General features: G+C 73.1%; 17 protein-coding genes. 6 read left to right on the top strand and 11 right to left on the bottom strand.

The window, feature by feature from the left end:
- Nucleotides 1–67 precede the first annotated feature (67 nt).
- Together AB0C66_RS24700 and AB0C66_RS24695 are read left to right on the top strand one after the other, a co-directional pair.
- Nucleotides 68–877 (top strand): methyltransferase domain-containing protein, encoded by an 810-nt coding sequence (locus AB0C66_RS24700; RefSeq protein WP_362442497.1) that lies wholly within the window; start codon nt 68–70, stop codon nt 875–877.
- Nucleotides 878–918: 41 nt separating this feature from the next.
- Nucleotides 919–1,272 carry a VOC family protein gene (locus AB0C66_RS24695; protein ID WP_362442494.1) on the top strand — a complete coding sequence of 118 codons (354 nt, stop codon included), beginning with the start codon at nt 919–921 and terminating at the stop codon, nt 1,270–1,272.
- A gap of 27 nt (nt 1,273–1,299) precedes the next feature.
- Here AB0C66_RS24695 and AB0C66_RS24690 read toward each other — a convergent pair whose 3' ends face one another.
- From AB0C66_RS24690 to AB0C66_RS24645, 10 genes are all read right to left on the bottom strand, one after another.
- On the bottom strand, nt 1,300–3,495 hold the full coding sequence (locus AB0C66_RS24690; RefSeq protein WP_362442491.1) for a DUF5107 domain-containing protein: 2,196 nt from the start codon (nt 3,493–3,495) through the stop codon (nt 1,300–1,302).
- A 164-nt stretch (nt 3,496–3,659) separates the two neighbouring features.
- On the bottom strand, nt 3,660–4,211 hold the full coding sequence (locus AB0C66_RS24685; RefSeq protein ID WP_362442488.1) for a GNAT family protein: 552 nt from the start codon (nt 4,209–4,211) through the stop codon (nt 3,660–3,662).
- 586 nt (nt 4,212–4,797) lie between these two features.
- On the bottom strand, nt 4,798–5,538 hold the full coding sequence (locus AB0C66_RS24680; RefSeq protein WP_362442485.1) for a 4'-phosphopantetheinyl transferase superfamily protein: 741 nt from the start codon (nt 5,536–5,538) through the stop codon (nt 4,798–4,800).
- Between the two features lie 115 nt (nt 5,539–5,653).
- Nucleotides 5,654–7,660, bottom strand: coding sequence for a prolyl oligopeptidase family serine peptidase (locus tag AB0C66_RS24675; RefSeq protein WP_362442659.1), 2,007 nt, complete (start codon nt 7,658–7,660; stop codon nt 5,654–5,656).
- A gap of 18 nt (nt 7,661–7,678) precedes the next feature.
- Nucleotides 7,679–9,034: a M20/M25/M40 family metallo-hydrolase gene (locus tag AB0C66_RS24670; RefSeq protein ID WP_362442483.1), complete on the bottom strand. Its 1,356-nt coding sequence runs from the start codon at nt 9,032–9,034 to the stop codon at nt 7,679–7,681.
- The gene (locus AB0C66_RS24665; protein WP_362442481.1) at nt 9,027–9,860 is read right to left on the bottom strand and encodes a M55 family metallopeptidase; all 834 of its coding nucleotides are present in this window, start codon (nt 9,858–9,860) and stop codon (nt 9,027–9,029) included. Before AB0C66_RS24665 ends, AB0C66_RS24670 begins: the two co-directional genes overlap by 8 nt.
- Nucleotides 9,861–9,915: 55 nt before the next feature.
- A complete protein-coding gene (locus AB0C66_RS24660) occupies nt 9,916–10,650 on the bottom strand; it encodes a class I SAM-dependent methyltransferase (RefSeq protein ID WP_362442479.1) in 735 nt (244 codons plus the stop codon).
- 135 nt (nt 10,651–10,785) lie between these two features.
- A complete protein-coding gene (locus AB0C66_RS24655; RefSeq protein ID WP_362442476.1) occupies nt 10,786–13,299 on the bottom strand; it encodes a SpoIIE family protein phosphatase in 2,514 nt (837 codons plus the stop codon).
- 303 nt (nt 13,300–13,602) lie between these two features.
- The gene (locus tag AB0C66_RS24650; protein ID WP_362442473.1) at nt 13,603–16,146 is read right to left on the bottom strand and encodes an MFS transporter; all 2,544 of its coding nucleotides are present in this window, start codon (nt 16,144–16,146) and stop codon (nt 13,603–13,605) included.
- Between the two features lie 233 nt (nt 16,147–16,379).
- On the bottom strand, nt 16,380–16,835 hold the full coding sequence (locus AB0C66_RS24645; RefSeq protein ID WP_362442470.1) for an SRPBCC family protein: 456 nt from the start codon (nt 16,833–16,835) through the stop codon (nt 16,380–16,382).
- A 171-nt stretch (nt 16,836–17,006) separates the two neighbouring features.
- Here AB0C66_RS24645 and AB0C66_RS24640 point away from each other — a divergent pair, with 171 nt between their 5' ends.
- Both AB0C66_RS24640 and AB0C66_RS24635 read left to right on the top strand, forming a co-directional pair.
- Nucleotides 17,007–18,065: an Rv2578c family radical SAM protein gene (locus AB0C66_RS24640; RefSeq protein ID WP_362442467.1), complete on the top strand. Its 1,059-nt coding sequence runs from the start codon at nt 17,007–17,009 to the stop codon at nt 18,063–18,065.
- A 49-nt stretch (nt 18,066–18,114) separates the two neighbouring features.
- On the top strand, nt 18,115–18,651 hold the full coding sequence (locus AB0C66_RS24635; protein ID WP_362442464.1) for a GNAT family N-acetyltransferase: 537 nt from the start codon (nt 18,115–18,117) through the stop codon (nt 18,649–18,651).
- Nucleotides 18,652–18,888: 237 nt separating this feature from the next.
- Here the strand turns inward: AB0C66_RS24635 and AB0C66_RS24630 are convergent, their stop codons facing one another.
- Entirely contained in the window at nt 18,889–19,542 is a 654-nt protein-coding gene (locus AB0C66_RS24630) for a HEAT repeat domain-containing protein (protein WP_362442461.1), read from the bottom strand.
- A 375-nt stretch (nt 19,543–19,917) separates the two neighbouring features.
- Here AB0C66_RS24630 and AB0C66_RS24625 point away from each other — a divergent pair, with 375 nt between their 5' ends.
- Both AB0C66_RS24625 and AB0C66_RS24620 read left to right on the top strand, forming a co-directional pair.
- On the top strand, nt 19,918–21,756 hold the full coding sequence (locus AB0C66_RS24625; RefSeq protein WP_362442458.1) for a 3-hydroxybutyryl-CoA dehydrogenase: 1,839 nt from the start codon (nt 19,918–19,920) through the stop codon (nt 21,754–21,756).
- Between the two features lie 85 nt (nt 21,757–21,841).
- On the top strand, nt 21,842–22,663 hold the full coding sequence (locus tag AB0C66_RS24620) for a TetR family transcriptional regulator (RefSeq protein WP_362442455.1): 822 nt from the start codon (nt 21,842–21,844) through the stop codon (nt 22,661–22,663).
- The last annotated feature ends 199 nt before the right edge of the window (nt 22,664–22,862 follow it).

Below are 22,862 nucleotides of genomic sequence, written 5' to 3'. Positions count from 1 at the left end.
CGTCCGGCCGCCGGTCGTCTCGTCAACCCGTCTCGTCAACCCCGAGGGCTCGAAGGGGAGTTCCGCCATGCCGAAGGACACCGCCGTGTACACCCACGGACACCATGAATCGGTGCTGCGCTCGCACACCTGGCGCACGGCGGCCAACTCCGCGGCCTATCTGACCGGGCACCTGAGACCCGGGATGCGGATCCTGGACATCGGCTGCGGCCCCGGCACGATCACCGCGGACCTGGCAGAGCTGGTGCCGGAGGGCGAGGTCGTCGCGGTCGACGCCGACAGCGGCGTACTGGAGCGGGCGCGGGCGGTGGCGGAGGGGCGGGGACTGTCCCATGTCCGCTTCGCGGTCGCCGATGTCCACGAGCTGGACCACCCGGACGGCGCGTTCGACGTGGTCCACGCCCACCAGGTGCTCCAGCATGTCGGCGACCCGGTGCGGGCGCTGCGCGAGATGCGCCGGGTATGCCGCCCGGGCGGGCTGGTGGCGGTGCGGGACAGCGACTACGCCGCCATGACCTGGCACCCCGCCGTACCGGGTATGGACGAGTGGCTGGATCTGTACCGCCGGGTGGCCCGTGCCAACGGCGGTGAACCCGACGCCGGACGCCGACTGCGCTCCTGGGCGCTGGCGGCGGGCTTCACCGACATCAGCGCGACCGCCACCGCCTGGTGCTACGCCACACCGGAGGAACGGACCTGGTGGAGCGAGCTGTGGGCGGACCGTACGGTCGCCTCCGCCTACGCCCGGCGCGCGGTGGACGGGGGCCATACGACCGAGGCCGGACTGCGGGAGATCGCGGACGCCTGGCGGACCTGGGGAGGGTGCGCGGACGGGTGGTTCGCCGTTCTGCACGGTGAACTTCTCTGCCGCGTCTGAGCAGTTCAACTGGGCTCGGCAGTTCAACTAGGCTCGCCCGCATGGACATTCTCGGGACTTCCCTGCGCGTGTGCGTCGACGACCTGGACTCGGCGATCCCCGTCTACGAACGCCTCACCGGCGCCGAGGCGTTCCGCTTCCAGCGGGGAGGTGTCTCGGTCGCGGCGGTCGGCTGCTTCTTCCTGATGAGCGGACCGGAGGCGGAGCTGTCGATCCTCCGTAAGATCACGGCGACGCTCGCGGTGAAGGACGTGGACGAGGCGGTGGCCGATCTGACCGCCGTGGGCGCGCAGATCGTCGCCGGTCCGCTGCCCGCCCCCGTGGGCCGCACCCTGGTGGCCCGTCACCCCGACGGTTCGGTCTTCGAGTACGTCGACCGCAACCCGGCGGACTGACGGACCCCGGGACCTCGCGGACACCCCCTAGGCGGGGCGCATACGGAATTCGTAGGGCTCGGGGAGGGGGTGCTCCGCGCTCGCCCGGGCCCGCGTCCGCTCCGTCGGCGGTTCGCCCGGCCCGGCGGTCAGCGCCTCGGCGATCGCGTACCAGGTATCGCTCAACGCCTCGTCGCCCTCGCGCAGATCGCAGACCTCGAACCCCTCGTCGAAGACGGCACGGGCGGCTTCGGGATCGCCCTGGGCCAGCAGCACCCGCGCGCGCAGCAGTTGGAAGCGGCCGCGTGCGCGGATGTCCGGCCGCAGTGCGTCGAGCACCGCGCGGGCGTCGTCGGCGCGGCCCACCGCGAGCAGCGCCACCACCGCCTCACGGCCCAGCGCCGCTTCGGCCGCCGCCATGGCGGCGGGATCGGGGGCCCGGTTGGCGGGAGCGGGCGGCGCGACCAGCGACACCGCCACGCGAGCCCCCGACGCGCTCGTGGCGCTCGTGGCTTCCGGGGCGTCTGCGGCGTCCGTCGCGTCCGTGACGTCCGTCGCCGGGTCCGGAGCCCCGGCGGCGACCGGTTCGGTGGCGGTCAGCACCAGCCGTACGGCGCGCAGCAGCCGTTCCGCCGCGCGGGAGGGATGGCCCGACTCGCTGTCGGCGACGGCGAGACAGCGCAGCGCCCAGGGGGTCTCCGCACACCGCAGCGACCGCTCCCAGCTGCGCTCGGCCTGCGCCCGGTCGCCCGCGTGCCACTGGGCGACGCCCAGGTGGTATTCGGCGGCCGCCGTGGCCGGTGCGGCCTCCAGCAGATCGCGCCAGGCCGGGGCCACCAGCGATGAGCCGGGGTCGGCCTCGGCGCGGCCCGGCTCCCAGGCGGGAAGGGAGCCGGTGCGCAACAGGCGGCGCCAGGGCTCCTGTTCCGCACCGAGGGTGCCGGGGTCGAAGGGGGTGCCGGGCAGCCGGTGGCCGCCGCGCTCGATCTCCAGCGCGCCCCATCCGGAGCCGGTGGCGAGGCGCTGTTCCGGTTCGGCGTCGGCGTACGGCCGCCAGGCGTCGTACGCGGCGTCGACGGTCGCGCGCGGCAGCTCCGCTTCAAGCCGTTCCTCGGTGGCCCGCCGGGCCGCCGCCCAGTCCGGCCCGTGCACGGTCGCCGGGTCGGCGGACAGCGGTCCGTACGCCTCCAGCCAGGCGAACTCCTCCCCCGCGTCCAGCGGGACATGCTCGAGCTGGGTGCGGGCGAGCCCGGCCTGGATCTCGGCGTAGCCGCCGGTGCCGGGTTCGGTGAGCCAGCGCTGCCAGCGGCGGCCGCCGGGGCCCGCGCCCCACAGGAAGAGCTTGCGGCCGCGCAGCAGATCGGTGGAGGTCTGGACGAGGCCGTGACCCCGGTCGTCGAGGGCCGCGATCCAACGGCGGGCGTCCTCGGGCAGTTCGTAGAAGTAGTCGGCGGGGTGGCTGCCGCGCAGCGGATAGCTGCGGTCGGCGCCGTTCCACTCCGGCATCGGGACCCGGGTCAGGGTGCGGGTGTAGCCGAAGTGCCAGGCCACCTCGGCGGGGGCGAGGACACGGGTGCGCTCGTCCTCGGGGACGGCGATGTTGGACCACCAGTAGACGGGCGCGGGGTGGTGGTGCGGATTGCGGATCCGTACGCCCACGTAGAGGAACGCGGAGTCGGCGGGCAGCCACAGGTCGACCTGGAAGGGCAGGTCGCGCAGCCGCTCCCACTCCCACAGCCGCACCATCGCGCCCCCGTCGGCCGCGTCGGGCGCGGACACCCGGGCGGCGTGCAGGGGCGCGCAGGACAGGGTGGTGTGGCCGGTGGCGCCGATGTTCCACTCGATACCGCCGGAGAACCAAGCGCCGTTGAGCGCGAAGTCGGCCGGCTGGAACACCGGGTTGCGGTAGAGGAGTTCACGGCCGGTGGGCTTGTGGTGGAGGGAGTGCACCCGGCCGCCGAGACCGGGCAGCACGGTGACGCGGAGATGGTCGTTCTCGAGGACGAGGGCCTCGAGCGCGGTGGGGACGCGGTCACGGCCGTAGCCGTCGAGCAGCCGCACCGGAAGCACCGAGCGCAGCGGGCGGTAGGCGACCTGACGGGCCATGTCGGCGGGGAGGGTGGCGCGGACGTCCTCGTCGACCCGGTGGGTCTCGTCGAGCGGGCGCAGCGCGGGCAGGGGGTTCCCGGGCCCGAGCGGAGCGGCGGGAAGGGTCAGGGTGGTACGTCGCACGGTCGTGGCCACTGGCTGCCTCGTTCCGACTGCCTCGGGTCACCTCTGCTGTGGCGACCGTCCGATGACCATGGAACCGCGTCCGGGGCCCGCTGAACAGAGCGTCCGCGCACCGGGGATGACACCGGGGGCAGCGCCGGGACGGCACCGGGAACGGCTGACGCGCCCGGGACGGCTCAGGCGCCCGGGGCGCCGTCCAGCATCTCGCTGGTGATGGCCCAGCGCTCATGGTCGCGCCAGGCCCCCTCGATATGGAGGAAGTCGGGGGAGAAACCCTCCAGCCGCAGGCCGTGGCGCTTCACCAGCCGCAGGGACGCCTCGTTGCCCGGCTGGACGTTGATCTCGACGCGGTGCAGGCCGAGAGGACCGAAGGCGTATCGCAGCGCCAGTCCGAGCCCTTCGGACATATGGCCCTGTCCGGCGTGCGGTGCGAAGGCCCCATAGCCGATCGATCCGCACTGGAAGGCCCCGCGCACGATGGCGTTGATGTTGATGAACCCGGCGAGGGCGCCGGTCTCGCGGACACAGACGAGGAAGCCCTCGCGATCCTCGCGCTCCAGCTGGGAGATGAACCCCTCGTACGCCTGGTCGGTGACGGGAAGGGTCAGCCAGGGGCGGTGGAAGCCGACGCTCGCGCGGGCACACCGAAGGAACTCCGCGCGGTCCTCGCGCCGGTGGGGCCGGATGCCCGTGCGGGCTCCCTCGGCGATATACGGGTGATCGGGCATGGGGTCATGATGCTACGGGGCGCGCCGCGCCCCCCGCCACCGCCCCGCGACGCGGGGTCCCGCCCGCACGACCCCCGGACGCACCGCGCGACGCACGGGCGGGACCGGCGCCGGGCGGGTGCCGGTAGGCGACGGGCCCGGGCCGATGTGGCCGGTGCCGGGCCGGGTGCCGGTGGGGACCGGTCCCAAGGCCGGTGCGACCGGTGCCGGGCCGGGGGGCCGGTTCCGGGCCAGTGAGGCCGACCCCGGGCCGGGGGGCCGGTGGGCGGTCCCGGGCCGATGTGGCCGGTGCCGAGCCGGGGGGCCGGTTTCGGGCCGGTCCCAGGCCGGTGCGACCGGTGCCGGGCCGGGGGGCCGGTTCCGGGCCAGTGAGGCCGACCCCGGGCCGGGTGCCGGTGGGCTCCGACGGGGGGCCGACCCCGGCCCGGTGGGGGCCAGCCTCGGGCCGGTGGGCGACGGTCCCGGGCCGGGGGCCGGTAGGCATCGGCCCCGGGCCACGCGCGGGGGTCCCCGGCACGCGTGCAGGGAGTCGGTCCCAGCCCGGTGAAGGCCGGGCCCGGGCAGGGGTGCCGGGCCCGGACCGGCGTCAGCCCGGCTGCGTGGGGTTCAGGAGGGCCAGCGCCGCCGCGTAGGCGGAGGCGGAGGGGACCGCGTCGGTCAGGGGGACGTCGAGCAGCGACCACGGGCCGACCGGCACCGGCTCGGGGCCCGTGCCGACGTAGCTGACCGACGGGTCCTGGGACAGCCCCGTGCCGATGCCCTTGAGGTACGCCTCCTTGCGCGTCCAGCAGCGGGCGAAGGCGGCGGGCCGGTCGGCCGGTGCGAGCGCGTCCAGCTCGGCGCGCTCCGAGGGGTGCAGGCTCCCGGCGACCGTCTCGACCACGGAGGCGGGCTGGAGCTTCTCCACATCGGCCCCGACCGGGGATCCGGCGAAGACGAACAGCACCAGATCACCGGCGTGGGACATATTGAAGTGCAGCGGGTGGCCGGGCACCGCGGGGCGGCCGTGCGGACCGCCGCAGCCGGGGCACGCCTCACGGGTGAACGGCACGGCGGCGGGCTCCAGATCGAGATAGCCGCCCAGCAGTCGGCGCAGCCCCACATGGGCGGCGGTGTACCGCTGGCGGTCCTCCTCGCGAAGGAACTTCCCGGCCCGCTCGCGCTCCTCGGCATCCAGGACCTTGTCCGAGGTTTCCGGGTCCGAGGCGGAGGTGTGGGCGGAGACGCTGAGCAGCCAGGTCTCGGGCCCGCCGTGCGGCCAGCCGCCGGACAGGGCGGCGGGCAGCGGCTCATGGCCGACGATGCGCGGGGCCCGTGGGGGTGTCAACTCGCTCCTCCAGAAAGGGTGATGACGATGGCCGGTGTCAATGGCGGACAAACGCTATCGGGTCGTGGGATCCGGGGCGGCGGGGCCCCCGCCGCGCACCGGGGCGCGCCGGACGTCATGTCCTCAGCTCCAGGGTGGCGACATCGGTCCGGCCGATCCCGAAGGTCTGGACGTAGAGGGAGAGTTCGGCCTCCAGTGCGCGGATCATGGTGTCGGAGCGCCGGAAGCCATGGCCCTCCCCCTCGAAGGTGAGATAGGCGTGCGGAATGCCGCGCCCGGCGATGACCTCGAGGAAGCGCTCGCACTGCGCGGGCGGGCAGATGGTGTCCTCCAGCCCCTGGAGGAGCAGGAAGGGCGCGCGGATCCGGTCGGCGCGGTGCACCGGGGAGCGCTCGCGGTAGCGCTCGGGGACCTCGGCCAGCGGCCCGACCAGCGATTCGGTGTAGCGGGATTCGAAGTCATGGGTGCCGCCGGTGGCCCAGGCGGTGAGGTCGAGAATGGGGTAGACGACGGTGCCGCAGGCGTAGAGCCCGGTGGCGGTGAGGGAGACGGCCGCGGTCCAGCCGCCGGCGCTGCCGCCGCGGATCGCCAGCCGGGCGCGGTCGGCGGTGCCCTCGTCGGCGAGGGCACGGGCGACGGCGGCGCAGTCCTCGACATCGACCACACCCCACTGACCGCGCAGCCGGTTGCGGTAGGCGCGGCCGTAGCCGGTGGAGCCGCCGTAGTTGACCTCGGCGACCCCGATACCGCGCGAGGTGAAGTAGGCGATCTCCAGGTCCAGGACGAGCGGGGCGCGGGCGGTGGGGCCGCCGTGGGCCCACACCACAAACGGCGGTGACTCGCCCTCGGGCGCGCTGTGGTCGGGGTTGTGCGGGGGGTAGATCTGGGCGTGGATCTCCCGGCCGTCCGGCCCGGTGAAGGTGCGGATCCGCGGCTCGGGGTAGTAGGCGGGGTCGACGGGGTCGGTATGCGGGCTGCCGATGACCCGGGCGCGGCCGGTGCGGACATCCAGCTCGACCACCTCATGGCCGCTGCGGGGGCTGGCGGCGACTCCCCTCACCCGGGAGCCGTGCACGGCGAGTGTCGGCTCCCATTCGGTCCACGGCCCGGGGACATCAACCAGCTCACCGGTGGCGGGGTCGAGGATGCCGAGCACCGGGGCGCCCCGGCCGTGCAGCACGGCGATCAGCCCGCCGGGGAGCGGGGCGAACCAGCGGTGGCCCAGCTTCCACAGCGGTCCGGCGAACTCCTCCTGCCGGTCGCACAGGGTGGTGCCCGGCACCGCACCGCCGCGCACCGCGTCCGGGTCGACGCGCTGGAGCTGCCACCAGCCGCTGCGGTCGGAGACGTACAACAGCGAGCCGTCGGGCGCCCATTCGGCCTGGGCCACCGACTCATCGGTGGCCCCGGCCACCGGCCGCACCCCGGTGAACCGGCCCTCCGCGGTGATCTCGGCGAGCATCACCACCGTGCCGTCCCAGGGCATCCGCGGATGGTCCCAGGCGATCCAGACGGCCCGGCGCCCGTCGGGCGAGAGCCGGGGGCCGGTGATGAAGTCATGGCGGGCGGGGGTCAGCTCCCGCACGGCCGCGCGGTCCCCGGCGGCCGAACCGTCCAGCGGTACGGCGGCGATCACCCGCCGTGCCTCACCGGGCTCCTCAACGGTGGACTCCTCCAGCACACCCCAGACCTCGCCGCGCTCGGGGTGGATCTGGAGATCCGCCCAGCGCGGCTCGCCGCCCGGCTCCCCCGCCGGGGTCAGCGGACGCGGCGGCGCGCCCTCCGGGGCGTCCGGCTCGAAGGCGTACAGCCGCTGGTCGGCGAAGTGGACGAAGACCACCAGCGGGCCCCCGGCCGGGCGCGGCACCGCGGCCCATGGGGTGCCGCCGTATCCCATCACGCGGCTGCGCACATTCCACGGGGCGGGCAGGGCCGACAGCTCCGCGCCATCGGTCCGCAGCCGCATCAGGGTGCGGCGGCCGCCCTCCTCGGGGCGCGGCGCGGTCCACCACACCTCCTCCCCCACACCGCCCAGATACTCGGGATGGCCGTCGTGGGAGGCGGCGAGCGCGGCGTCCACCGGAGAGTGCCAGGTGCCGTAGGGGGCCCGCACGGTTGTCATCTGCTGCTGCCGCATCGCTCATGCCCTCTGAAGGAAGTGGTCGAGCACCCGGACGCCGAAGTGCAGGGCGTCCACCGGCACCCGCTCGTCCACGCCGTGATAGAGCGCCTGGTAGTCAAAGCCCTCGGGGAGCCGCAGCGGTGAGAAGCCGTACCCGAGGATGCCGAGGCGGGAGAACTGCTTGGCGTCCGTGCCGCCGGACATGCAGTACGGCACCACATGGCCGCCCGGGTCGAACCGCTCCACGGCCGCGCGCATCGCCTGATAGGTGGGGGCGCCGGGCCCGACCGGCGCCTGGAGCGGGACCTCGCGGTGGTGGAACTCCCAGTCCACCTCGGGCCCGGTGAGCCGGTCGAGGGTGGTGTGGAACTCCTCCTCCGCACCGGGCAGCATCCGGCCGTCCACATAGGCGGTGGCGCTCCCCGGGATCACATTGATCTTGTAACCGGCCTCCAGGACCGTGGGGTTGGCGCTGTTCCGCACGGTCGGCTCGACCAGGGCCGCGGCCGGGCCCAGCTCGGCCAGCAGCGCGTCGATATCGAGGTCCGCGGCGTCCAGATCGGCCGGGACGCCGCGCAGCGCGGCCAGTTCGGTCAGCGCGGCCTTCACCGTGGGGGTGAGCCGCACCGGCCACTGGTGCTCGCCGATCCGGGCCACGGCCGCGGCCAGTCTGCTGACCGCGTTGGCCCGGTTGACCTTCGAACCGTGTCCGGCCCGGCCGCGGGCGGTGAGCTTGAGCCAGGCGGTGCCGCGCTCCCCCGCCGCGATGGGGTAGAGCCGCATCCCGGCTCCGGCGTGGAAGGTGAAGGCCCCCGATTCGCTGATGCCCTCGGTGCAGCCCTCGAACAGCTCGGCGTGCTGGTCGGCGAGGAAGCCGGAGCCCGCCTCGGCGCTGTCCTCCTCATCGGCGGTGAAGGCCAGCACGATGTCCCGGCGCGGCCGGACCCCCGACCGGGCCCAGGCGCGGACGGCCGCCAGCACCATCGCGTCCATGTTCTTCATGTCGATGGCGCCGCGGCCCCACACCACCCCGTCACGGACCTCACCGGAGAAGGGGTGCACGGTCCAGTCGGCGGGCTCGGCGGGGACCACATCCAGATGGCCGTGGACCAGCAGCGCGGGTGCGGAGGGCTCGGTGCCCTCGATCCGGGCGACCACATTGGTCCGCCCCGGTGAGCGCTCCAGCAGGGTGGGGTCGATATCCACATCGCTGAGCATCTCCGCCACATATTCGGCGGCCGGCCGCTCGGAGCAGTCGCCGCCGCCGCGGTTGGTGGTGTCTATGGCGATCAGCTCGGAGGTGAACCGCACCACCTCGTCGAGCGCCTGGGGGTCGATCGCCTCGATCGTCCGGGGACGGTCCTGGTCAGCCATACTGCTCCTCCACCGCGGCCGAGACGACCGTCGTGACCGCCTTGAAGCAGCGGATGCCCTCGTACATCGTGGGTGAGGTGTAGGCGACGCGGCGCTCACCGCTCGGCTCCACCCCCGGCACCACACCGGCCGCGCCCGCCAGATGCGCGGCGTCGAACTCGAGCTCCACCGTGAACGGCCCGCCGCGCGCGGGCTCATGGCGCACCGCGAGGGCGGCGGCCTCCCGGGCCGCCGCCCGGATATCGGCCGCGGTCCGGGCGGGGGTGCGGCACACCGCCGCATAGCGCGACACATAGTCCTTGACGGCGACCGAACGGGCCTGCGGGGCATAGCCCTTGGCATCCTCACAGGTGCGGTCGTCGCCGGTCACCAGCACCACCGGCACCCCGTATTCGGCGACGACCAGGGCATTGAGCCGCCCCTCGCTCGCGGGCACGCCGTCCACCCATACGCCGGTGATGGAGTTGGCCAGATAGGTGTGGGCGAGGACGCCCTCGGTGCCCGCGCCGGTGTGATAGCCGACGAACGCGATCCCGTCCACATCGCCGTGCTGCACCCCCTCGACCATGCTCAGGCTCTTATGCCGGCCGGTGAGCATCTGCGCTCGCTCGTCCAGCTCCTCCAGCAGCAGATTGCGCATCGTCCAGTGCGCCTCATTGATGAGGACCTCGTCCGCGCCGCCGTCGAGGAACCCGGCCACCGCCGCGCTCACGTCGGACGTGAACAGGCGGCGGCAGCGCTCCCACTGCGGGGTGCCGGGCAGCACATCAGCGGGCCAGGTCACGCCGGTGGCGCCCTCCATGTCGGCGCTGATAAGGATCTTCATGCCTCGTCACGTTACGCGCTGGGGCGGACACGAACCAGCCCTGTGGAAAACTGGTCTAGCCCAGTACGGACCGCTGCGGCCCCACCACGAACCAGCGCGCCGGAAGCTCCACCCGCGAGCCGTCGGCCCACTGCTCCGTCTGGGCCAGCGCCGTCGGCCCCTCGGCCAGGATCTCCAGCCCCACCGCCACCAGCAGCTCCGGCACCTCGGCATCGGCCGCGTCGGCCGGTCTGAGGCCGTGGTCGAAGACGCGCCGCAGCTTGGCGGGCGGACCGCCGGGACTCCCGGCCAGCCTGCCCAGCGTGGCCTTGGACGCCTCCGTCAGCTCCACCACGAACGCCCGGCCGCGCTCGCCCACCAGGGCCGCCACCGCCTCCGCGACCGGCCGCCGGTCCTCGGCGTCGCTCTGGTGGATCACCGCCCGCATATAGACATTGGCGTCCCCGAGCTCCTCGTGCAGCTCCCGTATGCCCTCCCGGTCCGTCAGGCTCAGCTGCCGGAACTCCGCGACGCCCGCGGTGTCCGCGCGCCGCGCGTGCTCCACCGCCGCCCAGGACAGGTCCACGCCCATCGCCCGCGGGAAGCGGGAGGCCAGATAACGGGTCTGGGTGCCGTTGCCACAGCCGAGGTCCACGACCGGCAGCGCGGGGTCCGCGTACGGCGCCAGCAGCTCCGAGTGCGGGGCCGCGCTCAACGACGGATCCGCGTCCCAGATGGCCTCCCCCGCGGCGTCCGACGTCTCCTTCCAGTAGCTCTCCCACGCTCGCCTGTACCGCTCCGACACGCTCATCGCCGCTCCCCGGGTCCGACTTGGCCGACACCATGACGTGCTGCCCCGCTGCCTACCGTGACCACCCGGCGCGGGCAAGTGCTCCGGCGCACGACGGAGCGCGCCCCCGGAATCCTTCACCTCGTGTTCGAACGCTCAGACCGCCGGGCGCGGCAGCGCCTGCTCGAACCAGACGGTCTTGCCGCGCCCGGAGCGGCTGGTGCCCCACTCCCGGGCCAGCGCGCTGATCACCCGGAGCCCCCGGCCGAACTCGTCCTCACGGTCCGCGGCCAGCAGCGTGGGCAGTTCGTGGTCATCGTCGGAGACCTCACACAGCAGGGCCTCGGTGCGCACCACGCGCAGCACCACATGGTGGGTGTGGGCGTGCCGTATCGCGTTGGTCACCGCCTCGCTCACCAGCAGCTCGGCCGTCTCGGCGGCCTCGCCCAGCCCCCAGTGGTCCAGCCGCTCCCGGACCAGCCGCCGGGCCCGCCCGACCTCCTGATGGTCGAGCGCCAGCCGCCACTGGGCGACATGGTCGGACGGAATGCCGTTCAACCGGGCCATCAGCAGCGCCACATCGTCCTTACGGCCGTCACGCGGGTTGAGGGCGCGGATGATGGTGTCGCACGCGTCGTCCATGGACGCGGCCGGATGCGCGGCGGACTCGCACAGCGCCGCGAGCCCCGCGCCGATGTCCTGGCCACGCACCTCGACCAGCCCGTCGGTGCACAGCACCAGCCGGTCGCCGGGCGCCACCCGGACCCGCGCCGTCTCGAACGGCACTCCCCCGACCCCTATGGGCGCCCCGGTCGGCAGGTCCAGCAGTTCACTGCGGCCGTCCTGGGCGCGCACCAGCACCGGCGGGATATGTCCCGCGTTGGCGATCAGCAGCTCGGAGCGGATCGGGTCGTAGACGGCGTAGAGACAGGTCGCGAGATAGTGCTCGCCCAGCCGCTGCGCCAGGTCGTCGAGGTGGCGCAGCAGTTGGGCGGGCGGCAGGTCGAGGGCGGCCATGGTCTGCACGGCGGTGCGCAACTGGCCCATCATCGCGGCCGAGTTCAGCCCATGGCCCATCACATCGCCCACCACCAGCGCGGTGCGCGAACCGGGCAGCTTGATGCTGTCGAACCAGTCGCCGCCGACCCGGCCGAGCCGGGTGCCGGGCAGATAGCGGGTGGCGGTGTCACAGCCCGCCATCCGCGGTGTCACCTGCGGCAGCATGCTGTCCTGGAGCGTCTCGGCGACGTTCTCCTGGAAGGTGTACATCCGGGCGTTGTCCAGCACCAGCCCGGCGCGGGCGGCGAGTTCGGCGCCGGTGGTGCGGTCCATATCGTCGAACAGCTCACGCCCCTGGCGGCGCAGCAGCACCATGAAGCCCAGCACCACATCGCGTGCCTTGAGCGGCACGATCAGCACCGAGCGGCCGTTGATCAGCGGCCGCAGATCGCGCTTCTCGAACTGCCCGGCGATCCGATCCCCGATCTCCTCGCCGAGATGCGGGATCAGCACCGGCTCACCGGTGACCATGCACTGGAAGAACGGGGTGTGTTCGGGGAAGGCGATGCTCTCGCCGACCGGAACGGTGTCGTCCCAGCGGCCCGGTTCATCGTTGTGCTCGACCCAGACGCGGTGCCAGACGGTGGTGATGTCGGGCGGTCCGTCGGGGAAGCCCTCGCCCGCGAGCACCTGGGCGCGCAGATGAGTGCCGGCGAAGTCGGCGAAGCGGGGTACGGCGGCGCTGGTGACCTCGCGGATGGTGCGCGAGAGGTCCAGGGAGCTGCCGATGCGGCCGCTGACCTCGTTGAGGAACTCCAACCGCTCACGTACGGCGGCGTGTTCGAGGTCGATCTCATCGGTCTCGGCGCCCGGGTCGGACCCGCCGGGCGCGAGGGAGACGGGCGCGGGGGAGTCCTCGAGGGGGTGCGGATGAGGTCGTGCGCCGTCCGTCGTCTGTACGCGCCGCCGGGCCGCCTCCTGACGCGCCTGGCGCTCGCGATAGCGGGGCATACCCCAGTCGGGCGTCACCGGGACCCGTTCGTGGTGGCTGATCTCCATGACCGGATAGCCCAGTTCAAGGACCTGGGACACGATCCGGCCGATGGCGGCCGGGCCCATGTTGGGCAGGATGTCCGGCAGCCGTCCCGCAAGCCGCCGGGCATCGGGGAACTCGGTGTGCAGCGCGAAGCCGGGGGTGAACCGCTCATGCTCCCCGGGCGCTTCCGCACCGGGCGCGGTCGCCTCCCCGGCGAGCGCGGCGGCGTCCGCGGCCAGCACCAGCAGCCGCTCCGGGCCCGGCCCCACCAGCGGATAGGCCCACCACAGCACATCGGCCCGGTGCTTCGCCGGATCCGCCAACCGGGCGCGGCCCGCGGTCGGATAGCGGACCGGTCCGTTCAGCGAGTCCTCGAGACCGGGGTGGTCACCGGAGAGCTCCGCGCCGTGCAGCGCGCCCGAGACCGGCATCAGATCCACGGCAGGGCGCCCGACGGCGTGTTCACGGGCGCGTCCGAAGAGTTTGCGCGCCCCTGAACTCCAGTGTGTGATCAGCCCTTCGGCGTCCACCACGACCACCGCGAGCGGCATCCTCCCCGGCACGGCGCCACGGCGCTCAACCGCCGCGGGCGCGCCGCCCAACTCGTCGTCGCCGCGCGACGTGCCATGCTCCATCGGCGGCAGCTCCTTCGCACGCAAGATCTCCGACACCGCTACCCACGGTACGGCCGTCCTGGCCGCCCGTGTGGGGCAATACCCGAATAGGTGTCATGTGCCGGGGAGCGTCCACGGCTCGCCCGTTCCCGTGCCCCGCGAGACGAACACGCGCGCGGACGCGGGCACCGGGAACGCCAACGCCGCCGGGAGCCATCCCTGTCGGGGATGGCTCCCGGCGGCGCGCAAAGGCCGACAGCGGAGCGGTGCCGAGCCGTCTCAAGCGCTCCGAAGCGCTCCGAGGCGTTCTCGGCGAAGGGGCCGTCAGTCCTCGTGGCCCAGTTGGAGGTCGCGTTCGGTCCGGCCGCCGCCCGCCACCTGGAGCACGGTCGCCACCGGCGGATAGCCCGCGGCGATCACCGTGTACTCGCCCGCCGACAGATCGATGAAGCGGAAGGCGCCGTCCGTCCCGGTCGTGGCCGTGTCGACGACATTGCCCGCCGCGTCCAGCAGCGTGACCCGCGCGTCCTCCACCGGGCGGCCGCCGCCCGCGCGGACCACCCCGCGCAGCACCGCGCCGCCCGCCAGCTCGACGTCCTGCCGGGTCTCCCGCGCGGCCTGCACGGTGATCGGCAGGGCCGCGGGGCGGAACGCGGGGGCGCTCGCGGCGAGGGTGTACTCCCCCGCCACCAACTCGGCCATGACATAGCCGCCTTCACGTCCGCTGCGGGTGGAGGCGACCACCTCGCCGCGGACGTCGGTCAGGGTCACCGTGGCGTCCCGCACGGGGGTGCCGTCCGCGGTGAGCACGGCCCCGGCGAGCCGTCCCGCGCCGCCGAGCACCACATCCAGCTCGACCGGACGCTCGCCGACCGTGACGCTGACCGCCCGGGGCTGATGCCCTCCGGCCGCCGCGATCAGGACGTACGCACCGCTGCCCGGTGTGCTCAGCGCGTACCGGCCGTCCTCACCGCTCGCACCGCGTCCGATCTGACGCCCGCCGCCGTCGATGAGGGTGAGGGCGGCCCGTGGGACCGTCGTGCCGTCGTGGTGCTGGACGGTGCCGCAGACCGGGACGCCCGCGCTGGGCGGCGGCGCGGCGGAGGAGGCGGCGTGCCGTGGCGCCGCGCCGGTGCGCGCCGGGGGGACGACGGGGTCTGGCTGGACAGCGAAGTCGGTGTGGGACACCAGAGGTTTCTCCTTCAGCAGGAAGGCGAGCAGGAAGCCCAGGACGAGCACCGGCACGAGATAGAGGAAGATCCGCGGCATGGCGTGGGCGTACGCCGCGATGTACCCGTCGCGGAGGGGACCGGGCAGGGCGTGCACCATCTGCGGGGTGACCGACTCGGGGTCGGTCAGACCGCCGCCGTCCCCGCTCCGGCCGAGCGCCGCCCCGGAGGGCAGCTCGACCGCGAGCCGGTCGGCGAGGCGGTTGGCGAAGAGCGTGCCGAAGACGGCCGCGCCGACGCTGCCGCCGATCTGCCGGAAGTAGTTGTTGGCGCTGGTGGCCGAGCCGAGGTCGGTGGCGGGTACGGAGTTCTGGACGGCGAGCACCAGCACCGGCAGCACCAGTCCGAGGCCGAGCCCCAGGATGCCCATCCAGAGGCTGTACTCCTGCCGCGAGGTGTTCTCGTCCAGCCGGGAGAGCAGCCACATGCCGCCCACCGAGATCAGACCGCCGATGATGGGGAAGACCTTGTACCGCCCGGTGCCGCTGATGAGCTGACCGGTGATGATCGAGGCCAGCACCATGCCGCCCATCATGGGCACCATCAGCAGACCGGATTCGGTGGCCGAGACCCCGTCGACCATCTGGAGGAAGGTGGGCAGATAGCTGGCGGCGCCGAACAGGGCCACCCCGATCACCGCGCCGATCAGCCCGCTGACGCAGAAGACCGAATCGCGGAACAGCCGCATGGGGATGATCGGTTCGGGGGCGATGCACTCCACGACGACGAAGAGCACCGCCGCGCCGAGCGCGCCCAGTGCGAGCCCCACGATGACGCGGTCGCCCCAGGGGTACTCCGTACCGCCCCAACTGGTCAGCAGCACCGCGCAGGTGGAGAACACCGAGAGGAACAGCGCGCCCAGGAAGTCGAATCGGGCCCGGCGGGGCGCTTCGGGCACCCGGAGGACCATGGCCACGACGGCCAGGGTCACCAGGCCGAAGGGGACGTTGACGTAGAAGCACCAGCGCCAGGAGGCATGGTCGGTGAAGAAGCCGCCGATCAAGGGTCCGGCCACCGAGGCGAGGCCGAACGCGGCGCCGATGAGCCCCATATAGCGACCGCGTTCCCGTGGCGGAACGATATCGGCCATGATCGCCTGAACGCCGATCATCAACCCGCCCGCGCCCACGCCCTGGAGCGCACGGAAGATGATCAGCTCCTCCATCGTGCGCGACCAGCCCGCCAGCGCCGACCCGGCGATGAAGACGACGATCGCGAAGATGAAGACGCTCTTGCGCCCGATGAGATCGCCCAGCTTGCCGTAGAGCGGCAGCACGATGGTGACGGCGAGGAGGTAGGAGGTGACGGTCCAGGACATCTTGTCCAGACCGTGGAGCTCACCGACGACCTCGGGGAGGGCGGTGGCCACGATGGTCTGGTCGAGCGCCGCGAGCAGCAGCGCCAGCATCAGCCCGATGAAGACCGTCCGGACCCGGGCCGGGCTGAGTGGGGCCGCGGCACCGTCGGCCGCGAGCGGACCGTCGGCCTCCGGGGGCGGCCGACCGTCCGTGTCGGGGACCGGGGTGGGCGCGGGGACGGAGACGGAGACGGTGAGGGGGGCGCCCATGGGCCCGTATCCCTCGGCGTCCCCGGCTCCGTCCGCGCCTTTCGCCAAGGTGGTCCCGTTGGTGTGGCCCACGTCCTGCTCCCCTCGTCACGCCTGCGCCGCCGCCCATTTCTCGCATTACGCGTCACTACCGGCAAACCACGACGAATCGTCGACGAGGGAGATGAGGGGACATTCTCCCCGGTGAGACGGTGTGCGGGCGTTATGCCGCGACTAAGGGGAAACCACTCGAACCGGTGACCGCGGCAGCCGCTCCCTGACGGGGCGGACCGGCCGCGGCCCGGCCGACGCAGGTGCGCGGGGCGTCAGTTGGAGCCCTGCGCGGCGGTCTCCGCCGCCAGCTTCTCCAGCAGCTCGTCATGGATACGGGCGAGACCCTTGGGCGCGAAGGTCCGCTCGAAGAAACCGCCGATCCCGCCCGCGCCGTTCCAGACCGAGGTGACGACGACCCGGGACCGCCCCTCGCCCGCCGGGGTCACCGTCCAGGTGGTCACCATCGAGGAGTTGCGGTCCTTCTCCACCAGCTGTCCTTCGGTGGGCTCGGAGACCTCGAGCAGACAGTCGCGCACCCGCTTGCTGGTGGCCTGGAGCTTCCAGTGGACGACAGTGCCCTCGCCGTCGCCGCCCTCGCGCACCTCGTACTCGCTGAAGTGCTGCGGAAGCAGCCGGGGGCGGGTCTCGCGGTAGTCGGCGAGTGCGTCGAACACGTCCTCGGGCTTACCCGTGACAACGCGCTCCGTGGTGGCCTCGACCTGCCCCATTGCTCTTCCTCCGTGATCGACCGTGAACCGGTGCGGCGCCCTGCTGACCGCGGCGCCGCTGGCTGCGGCAAGCCAACCACCTCCGGGGCGGCCGCCCAAATCCAGGGTTGACGGAACCGAATGAAACATGTGTTCTATTGTGGTACGAGCGAGACCCCGGAGGTGCGTGCCATGCGCTGGGACAACCTGACCAACGACACCGAAGCGACCGCCCCGGCCCTGTTCGCGGCGGACGCGGTCACGACCCGCACGATCGACACCCCCGAATTCCGCGGAATCACCTTCCACGAGATCCGGGCCCGTTCGATCGTCAACCGGGTGCCGGGCGCCTCGCGGATGCCCTTCGAGTGGACGGTGAATCCGTACCGCGGCTGCACCCATGCCTGCGTCTACTGCTTCGCGCGCAAGACCCACAGCTATCTGGACCTGGACACCGGGCTGGGCTTCGACTCCCAGATCGTGGTGAAGGTCAACGCCCCGGAGCTGCTCCGCCGGGAGCTGGCCTCCCCCCGCTGGCGCGGCGATCACCTCGCCATGGGCACCAACGTGGACTGCTACCAGCGCGCCGAAGGCCGGTACGGGCTGATGCCGGGCATCCTCACCGCCCTCACCGAGCGCGCCAACCCGTTCTCGATCCTCACCAAGGGCACGCTGATCCTGCGCGACCTGGAGCTGCTGCGCCGGGCCTCGCGCGTCACCGATGTCGGGGTCTCGGTCTCGGTGGGCTTCACCGACCGCGAGCTGTGGCGCACCGTCGAGCCCGGCACCCCCTCGCCCGAGCGGCGGCTCGACGTGGTGCGCACCCTCACGTCCCACGGCATCCCGTGCGGGGTGCTGATGGCCCCGGTGATCCCGTTCCTCGGCGACTCCCCCGAGCAGCTGCGCGCCACCGTGCGGGCCATCGCGGAGTCCGGCGCGACCTCGGTGACCCCGCTGGTGCTGCACCTGCGGCCGGGCGCCCGCGAGTGGTTCACCGCCTGGCTCACCGAGCACCACCCCCGGCTGCTGCGCCGGTACGACGCGCTGTACGAGGGCGGCACCTACGCCCCGAAGTGGTACCAGCGGCGGATCACCGGGATGGTCCACGATCTGGCCACCGAGTACGGCATCGGCCCCTACGAACCGGGCGCGCACCGCAATGTCCGCGCGCGCGAGGAAGAGCCGCCCGCCGACGCGGAGGGCACGGCGGACCCGGCGAGCGCGGAACCGGCCCAGCTGACCCTGCTGTGAGGTGTGGCCCCGCCGTCGGCGACAAGGTCAAGCGGCCTACCGTGGGGCCATGGACGGGGTGCTGGTACGGGAGATGACCGAGGCGGATATCGACGCGGTGGCGGCGGTGCGGGTGCGGGGGTGGCAGGAGGCGTACGCCGGGCTGATGCCGCAGTCGTATCTGGACGGGCTGAGCGTGGCGGAGGACGCCGCGCGGCGGCGGGAGTTCTTCTCACGGGGTGTGGGGGACGTGGTCAACCTCGTGGCGGAGGCGGACAGCGGCGAGGCGGTGGGCTGGTGCTGCTTCGGGCCGTACCGGGAGCGCGATATGCCCGCGGGCGACGCCGAGTTGTACGCGCTGTACGTACGCCCGGCGCTGGTGGGTACGGGCATCGGCCGCACCCTGCTCGGCGAGTCCCTGGAGCGGGCCGCCGAGCGGGGCTTCCCCCGGCTGCGGCTGTGGGTGCTGCGGGACAACGCCCGCGCCCGCCGCTTCTACGAGCGGGCCGGGTTCGAGCCGGACGGCGGCGCGGCGGCGTATGACGTGGACGGGGTGCCGGTGCCCGAGGTGCGCTACGCGCGGCGGCTGGACGCGGTGACCGGCTGAGCGGCGCCGGACCCCGTACCGCCGGGACCCGCCCGTACGGCACGGCCCGTACGGCACACGGCGTACCCGGCACCGCGCGAGGAAGAGCCGTCCCGCGCGGTCGGAACGCACCCGTACGGCACCGCCCGCAAGGCGCAGCGCGTACCCGCACCCCGCGCGGAAGGGGCCCGTACGAAGGGGCACGCCGAGCCGACGGTGCGAGCGGCCGTACGGAAACAGCGGGGCCGCGCCCCGCCGTCACCGCGCGTGTGCCTTGTCCGCGGCGCCGGCCGGTCCGGCGTCCGGCGGTCCGCCTCCCCCGCTGATCCGGGCCAGCGCCGCGGCCGCCGCCGCGCTCAGCCGTATGTACTTGCCCGCGGCCGTCAGGGCCGGGACCGCCCGCTCGTCGCCGATCGCGCCCAGACCCTCCACACAGGCCCGGGCGATCGGCCAGTGCCGGTCCCGTGCGGCCAACTGCCGCTCCAGCGCGGCGACCAGGGAGGGCACCGACTCGGGGGCGCGCAGCTCGACCAGCAGCCGGATCGGGTGCAGGGAGTAGGCGGTCCGCAGCGGGTTGGTGGCCAGGGCGGCGGCGGCGCGGGCGGTGCGCGGATCGCCGAGCCGGGCCAGCACCCGCGCGGCGGTCGCACAGCGCGCGGGCTCGCGGTAGTTGAGCAGCAGGACCAGCGTTTCGAAGGCCCGGCGGTCGCCCGCGCTGCCGAGTACGAAGGCCGCGGTCTCCCGCGCCCACAGCGGCTGCCCGGGCGCGACCAGGATGCGGGCGAGCTGTTCCCGCGCGGCCGGGGTGCCCTTGCGTACCAGCGAGAGCAGCGAGGCGTGGGCCGCCGTCTCCTGCTCCGTGGTGAGCGAGGCCCGTACCCGCTCGGTGAGCGTCCGGAATTCATCGTCCATGCGAGGTCTCCCCTCCCCGGTGAGCCACGCCACGGCGTCGGCTCGCGAACTGCTCTGGCGTCTTGGTTACCCGCGAGTTAATATGGCGACACGAGCAGCACCCCTGCTCGGGCGGCCTGGTGACGCAGCCGCCTTGTGTGACGTCGGTTCGGCAGTACTCAGCAGTTCGGCACGGCCCCGGGACAGGGCCCGCCGTGTGTCTCCCACGGGCGGTTTCCTCCGTGCGGCGCTGTCCGCCAGGGAGCGTGCAAGCCCCTTCGTCGGAGTTGTGCGTCATCCGCGTCAGACCCCAGCGCTTCAGCGGCATGACCGCCAGCTCCCCTCAGTCGTCACTTCATCCCCGCTGTTGACGGGGAACACCCTCTGGAGTCCGCGATGGACCGTCTCCCACACACCGGCGTCAGCACCACTCCTTCCTCTGATCTCTCCCCCTCCGCGGCCCCGCTCACTACTGTCGCCGTCGTCGGTCTCGGCACGATGGGCACCGGCATCGCCGAAATCCTGGCCCGTGCGGGGCGCGAGGTGATCGGTATCGATATCAGTGAGCACGCCTGTCAACGGGCCGTGACCGCACTGGAGGTTGCCACCTCACGCGCCGTCGAACGCGAGCGGATCAGTGAGGAGGAGCGGACCGGCATCCTGTCCCGGCTCCGGGTCTCCACCGATCTGCGTACCGCGGCCGACGCACAGCTGGTGATCGAGGTCGTGCCCGAGGACTACGGCATCAAGCACGAGGTCTTCACCGAGCTGGACACCGTGGTCGGCCCGAGCGCCATCCTGGCGACCGGCACCAACGCGCTGTCGGTGACCCGGCTGGCCGCCGAATCCGCCCATCCGGAACGGGTGCTGGGCCTGCACTTCTTCAACCCCGCGCCCGCCATGAAGCTGGTCGAGGTCGTCTCCAGCGTGCTGACCGCGCCCGCGGCCGTCACGGCGGTCACCGAACTCGCCCGCGAGCTGGGCAAGGAGCCGGTGGCCCTCGGCGACCGGCCCGGCTTCGTCGCCGACGGTCTGCTGTTCGGCTATCTCAACCAGGCCGCCGCGATGTACGAGGCCAAGTACGCGGCGCGCGAGGGCATCGACGCGGCGATGAAGCTCGGCTGCGGGCTGCCCATGGGCCCGCTGGAGCTGCTGGACCTGATCGGCATCGACACCGCCCGGACCGTCCTGGAGGCGATGTACGCGGCCTCCGGCGACCGGCTGCACGCGCCCGCGCCCATCCTGGGACAGCTCTCCGAGGCCGGGCTGACCGGCCGCAAGGCGGGCCGCGGCTTCTACACCTACGAGGCGCCGGGCAGCGGCACCGTGGTCCCGGACGGGGCGACGGTGGACGAGGAGCACGCCGCGGACGGGGCGCGTCCGGTGCGTGCCGTGGGCGTCGCCGGGTCGGGCACGATGGCCAGCGGTATCGCCGAGGTCTTCGCCAAGGCGGGGCTGGACGTGGTGCTGGCCGCCCGGACCCAGGAGAAGGCGGACCGGGCCAAGGCCCGTATCGCCAAGTCCCTGGACCGCTCGGTCACCAAGGGGCGGATGACCCAGGAGGCTCGGGACGGCGCACTGGCCAGGATCACCCCGGCCGACTCGCTGGACGCCTTCTCCGGTGTGGACCTGGCCGTGGAGGCGGTCGCCGAGGACCTGGACGTCAAGCAGGAGCTGTTCCGGGTGCTGGACAAGGTCTGCAAGCCCGGGGCGGTGCTGGCCACCACCACCTCCTCGCTTCCGGTGATCGCCTGCGCCCGGGTCACCTCGCGTCCGCAGGACGTGATCGGGCTGCACTTCTTCAACCCGGCGCCCGCGATGAAGCTGGTCGAGGTGGTGCGTACGGTCCTGACGGCGGACGATGTCCGGGCGACCGCGCACGCGGTCTGCACGGCGGTGCGCAAGCATCCGGTGGACTGCGGCGACCGGGCCGGGTTCATCGTCAACGCCCTGCTGTTCCCGTACCTCAACAACGCCGTGAAGATGGTCCAGGAGCACTACGCGACCCCCGATGACATCGACGCGGCGATGAAGCTCGGCGGCGGCTATCCGATGGGCCCCTTCGAGCTGCTGGACGTCGTCGGCCTCGATGTCTCGCTGGCGATCGAGAAGGTGCTGCACCGCGAGTTCCGCGATCCGGGGCTGGCTCCGGCGCCGCTGCTGGAGCATCTGGTCGCGGCGGGCTGCCTGGGGCGCAAGACCGGGCGCGGCTTCCGCGAGTATGCGAGGCGCTGAGTACGATCCGGGGTGGGGCGGACTGCTGGAGCCCTCTGCTGGTCCGCCCCCGCACCGGCACTCACAGGCGTGTTACGTTCCCCACATGTCCCAGCCCGTGAAGGCCGCTCGTAGCAAGTCCGCGAACTCCTCGCACTCCTCCGACGGCGGTGAGCGCGCGGGGAGCCGCCGCGCCGCCGCCCAGCGTCTGACCATGCGCCGCAAACTGGCCGCGGCGGCGATGGAGTTGTTCGCGACGCAGGGGTACGAGGCGACGACGGTCGACGAGATCGCGGCCCGGGCGGGGGTGGCCCGGCGCACCTTCTTCCGTCACTTCCGCTCCAAGGAAGAGGCGATCTTCCCGGACCATGACGACACCCTGGTGCGTGCCGCGGCCGTGCTGGACGCGGCCCCGCCGCATGAGAACCCGCTGGACACGGTCTGCCGGGGGATCAAGGAGGTCATGCGGATGTACGCGGCCTCCCCCGCGGTCTCCGTGGAGCGCTACCGGCTGACCCGTGAGGTACCGGCGCTGCGCGAGCGGGAGATCGCCTCGGTGGCCCGCTACGAGCGGCTGTTCACCCGCTATCTGCTGGGCCATTTCGACGAGGGCGCCCACCACGACGGCGACGACGACCCGTTGCTCGCGGAGGTGGCCGCCTCGGCGGTGGTCACGGCGCACAACCACGTCCTGCGGCGCTGGCTGCGGGCGGGCGGCAAGGGCGAGGTGGAGACCCACCTCGACCACGCCTTCGCGATCGTCCGGGAGACCTTCGGCACCGGTATCGGCGCCGGACGACCCGCTCCGGGGCGCCAGGCGGCCACCGTGACGGCGCAGGAGGAGGACGACGTGGTGGTGATGGTGGCCCGCACCGACGCGCCGCTGAACGAGGTCATGCGGACGATCGAGCGGGCCCTCAAGCGCTGACGCGCTCCGCCGAAGGTGCCGCGAGGTGCCGCCGTTCGTCCGCGAACCCGGTTCCCCTACCCATCACACATCATCGAACACCCTCAGCAACGGCCGTCCCCTCCGGGACGGCCGTTCTTGCTCATGCGTGCACCGCGGATGACAACTGAGAGAAATTGTTGGCACGCAGTGTCTTGCGGGGTGGCACAGGGTGCCATAC

It is taken from the genome of Streptomyces sp. NPDC048636, assembly GCF_040650655.1.
GTDB lineage: Bacteria > Actinomycetota > Actinomycetes > Streptomycetales > Streptomycetaceae > Streptomyces.
This window is presented reverse-complemented; position numbering and strand designations above follow the sequence as displayed.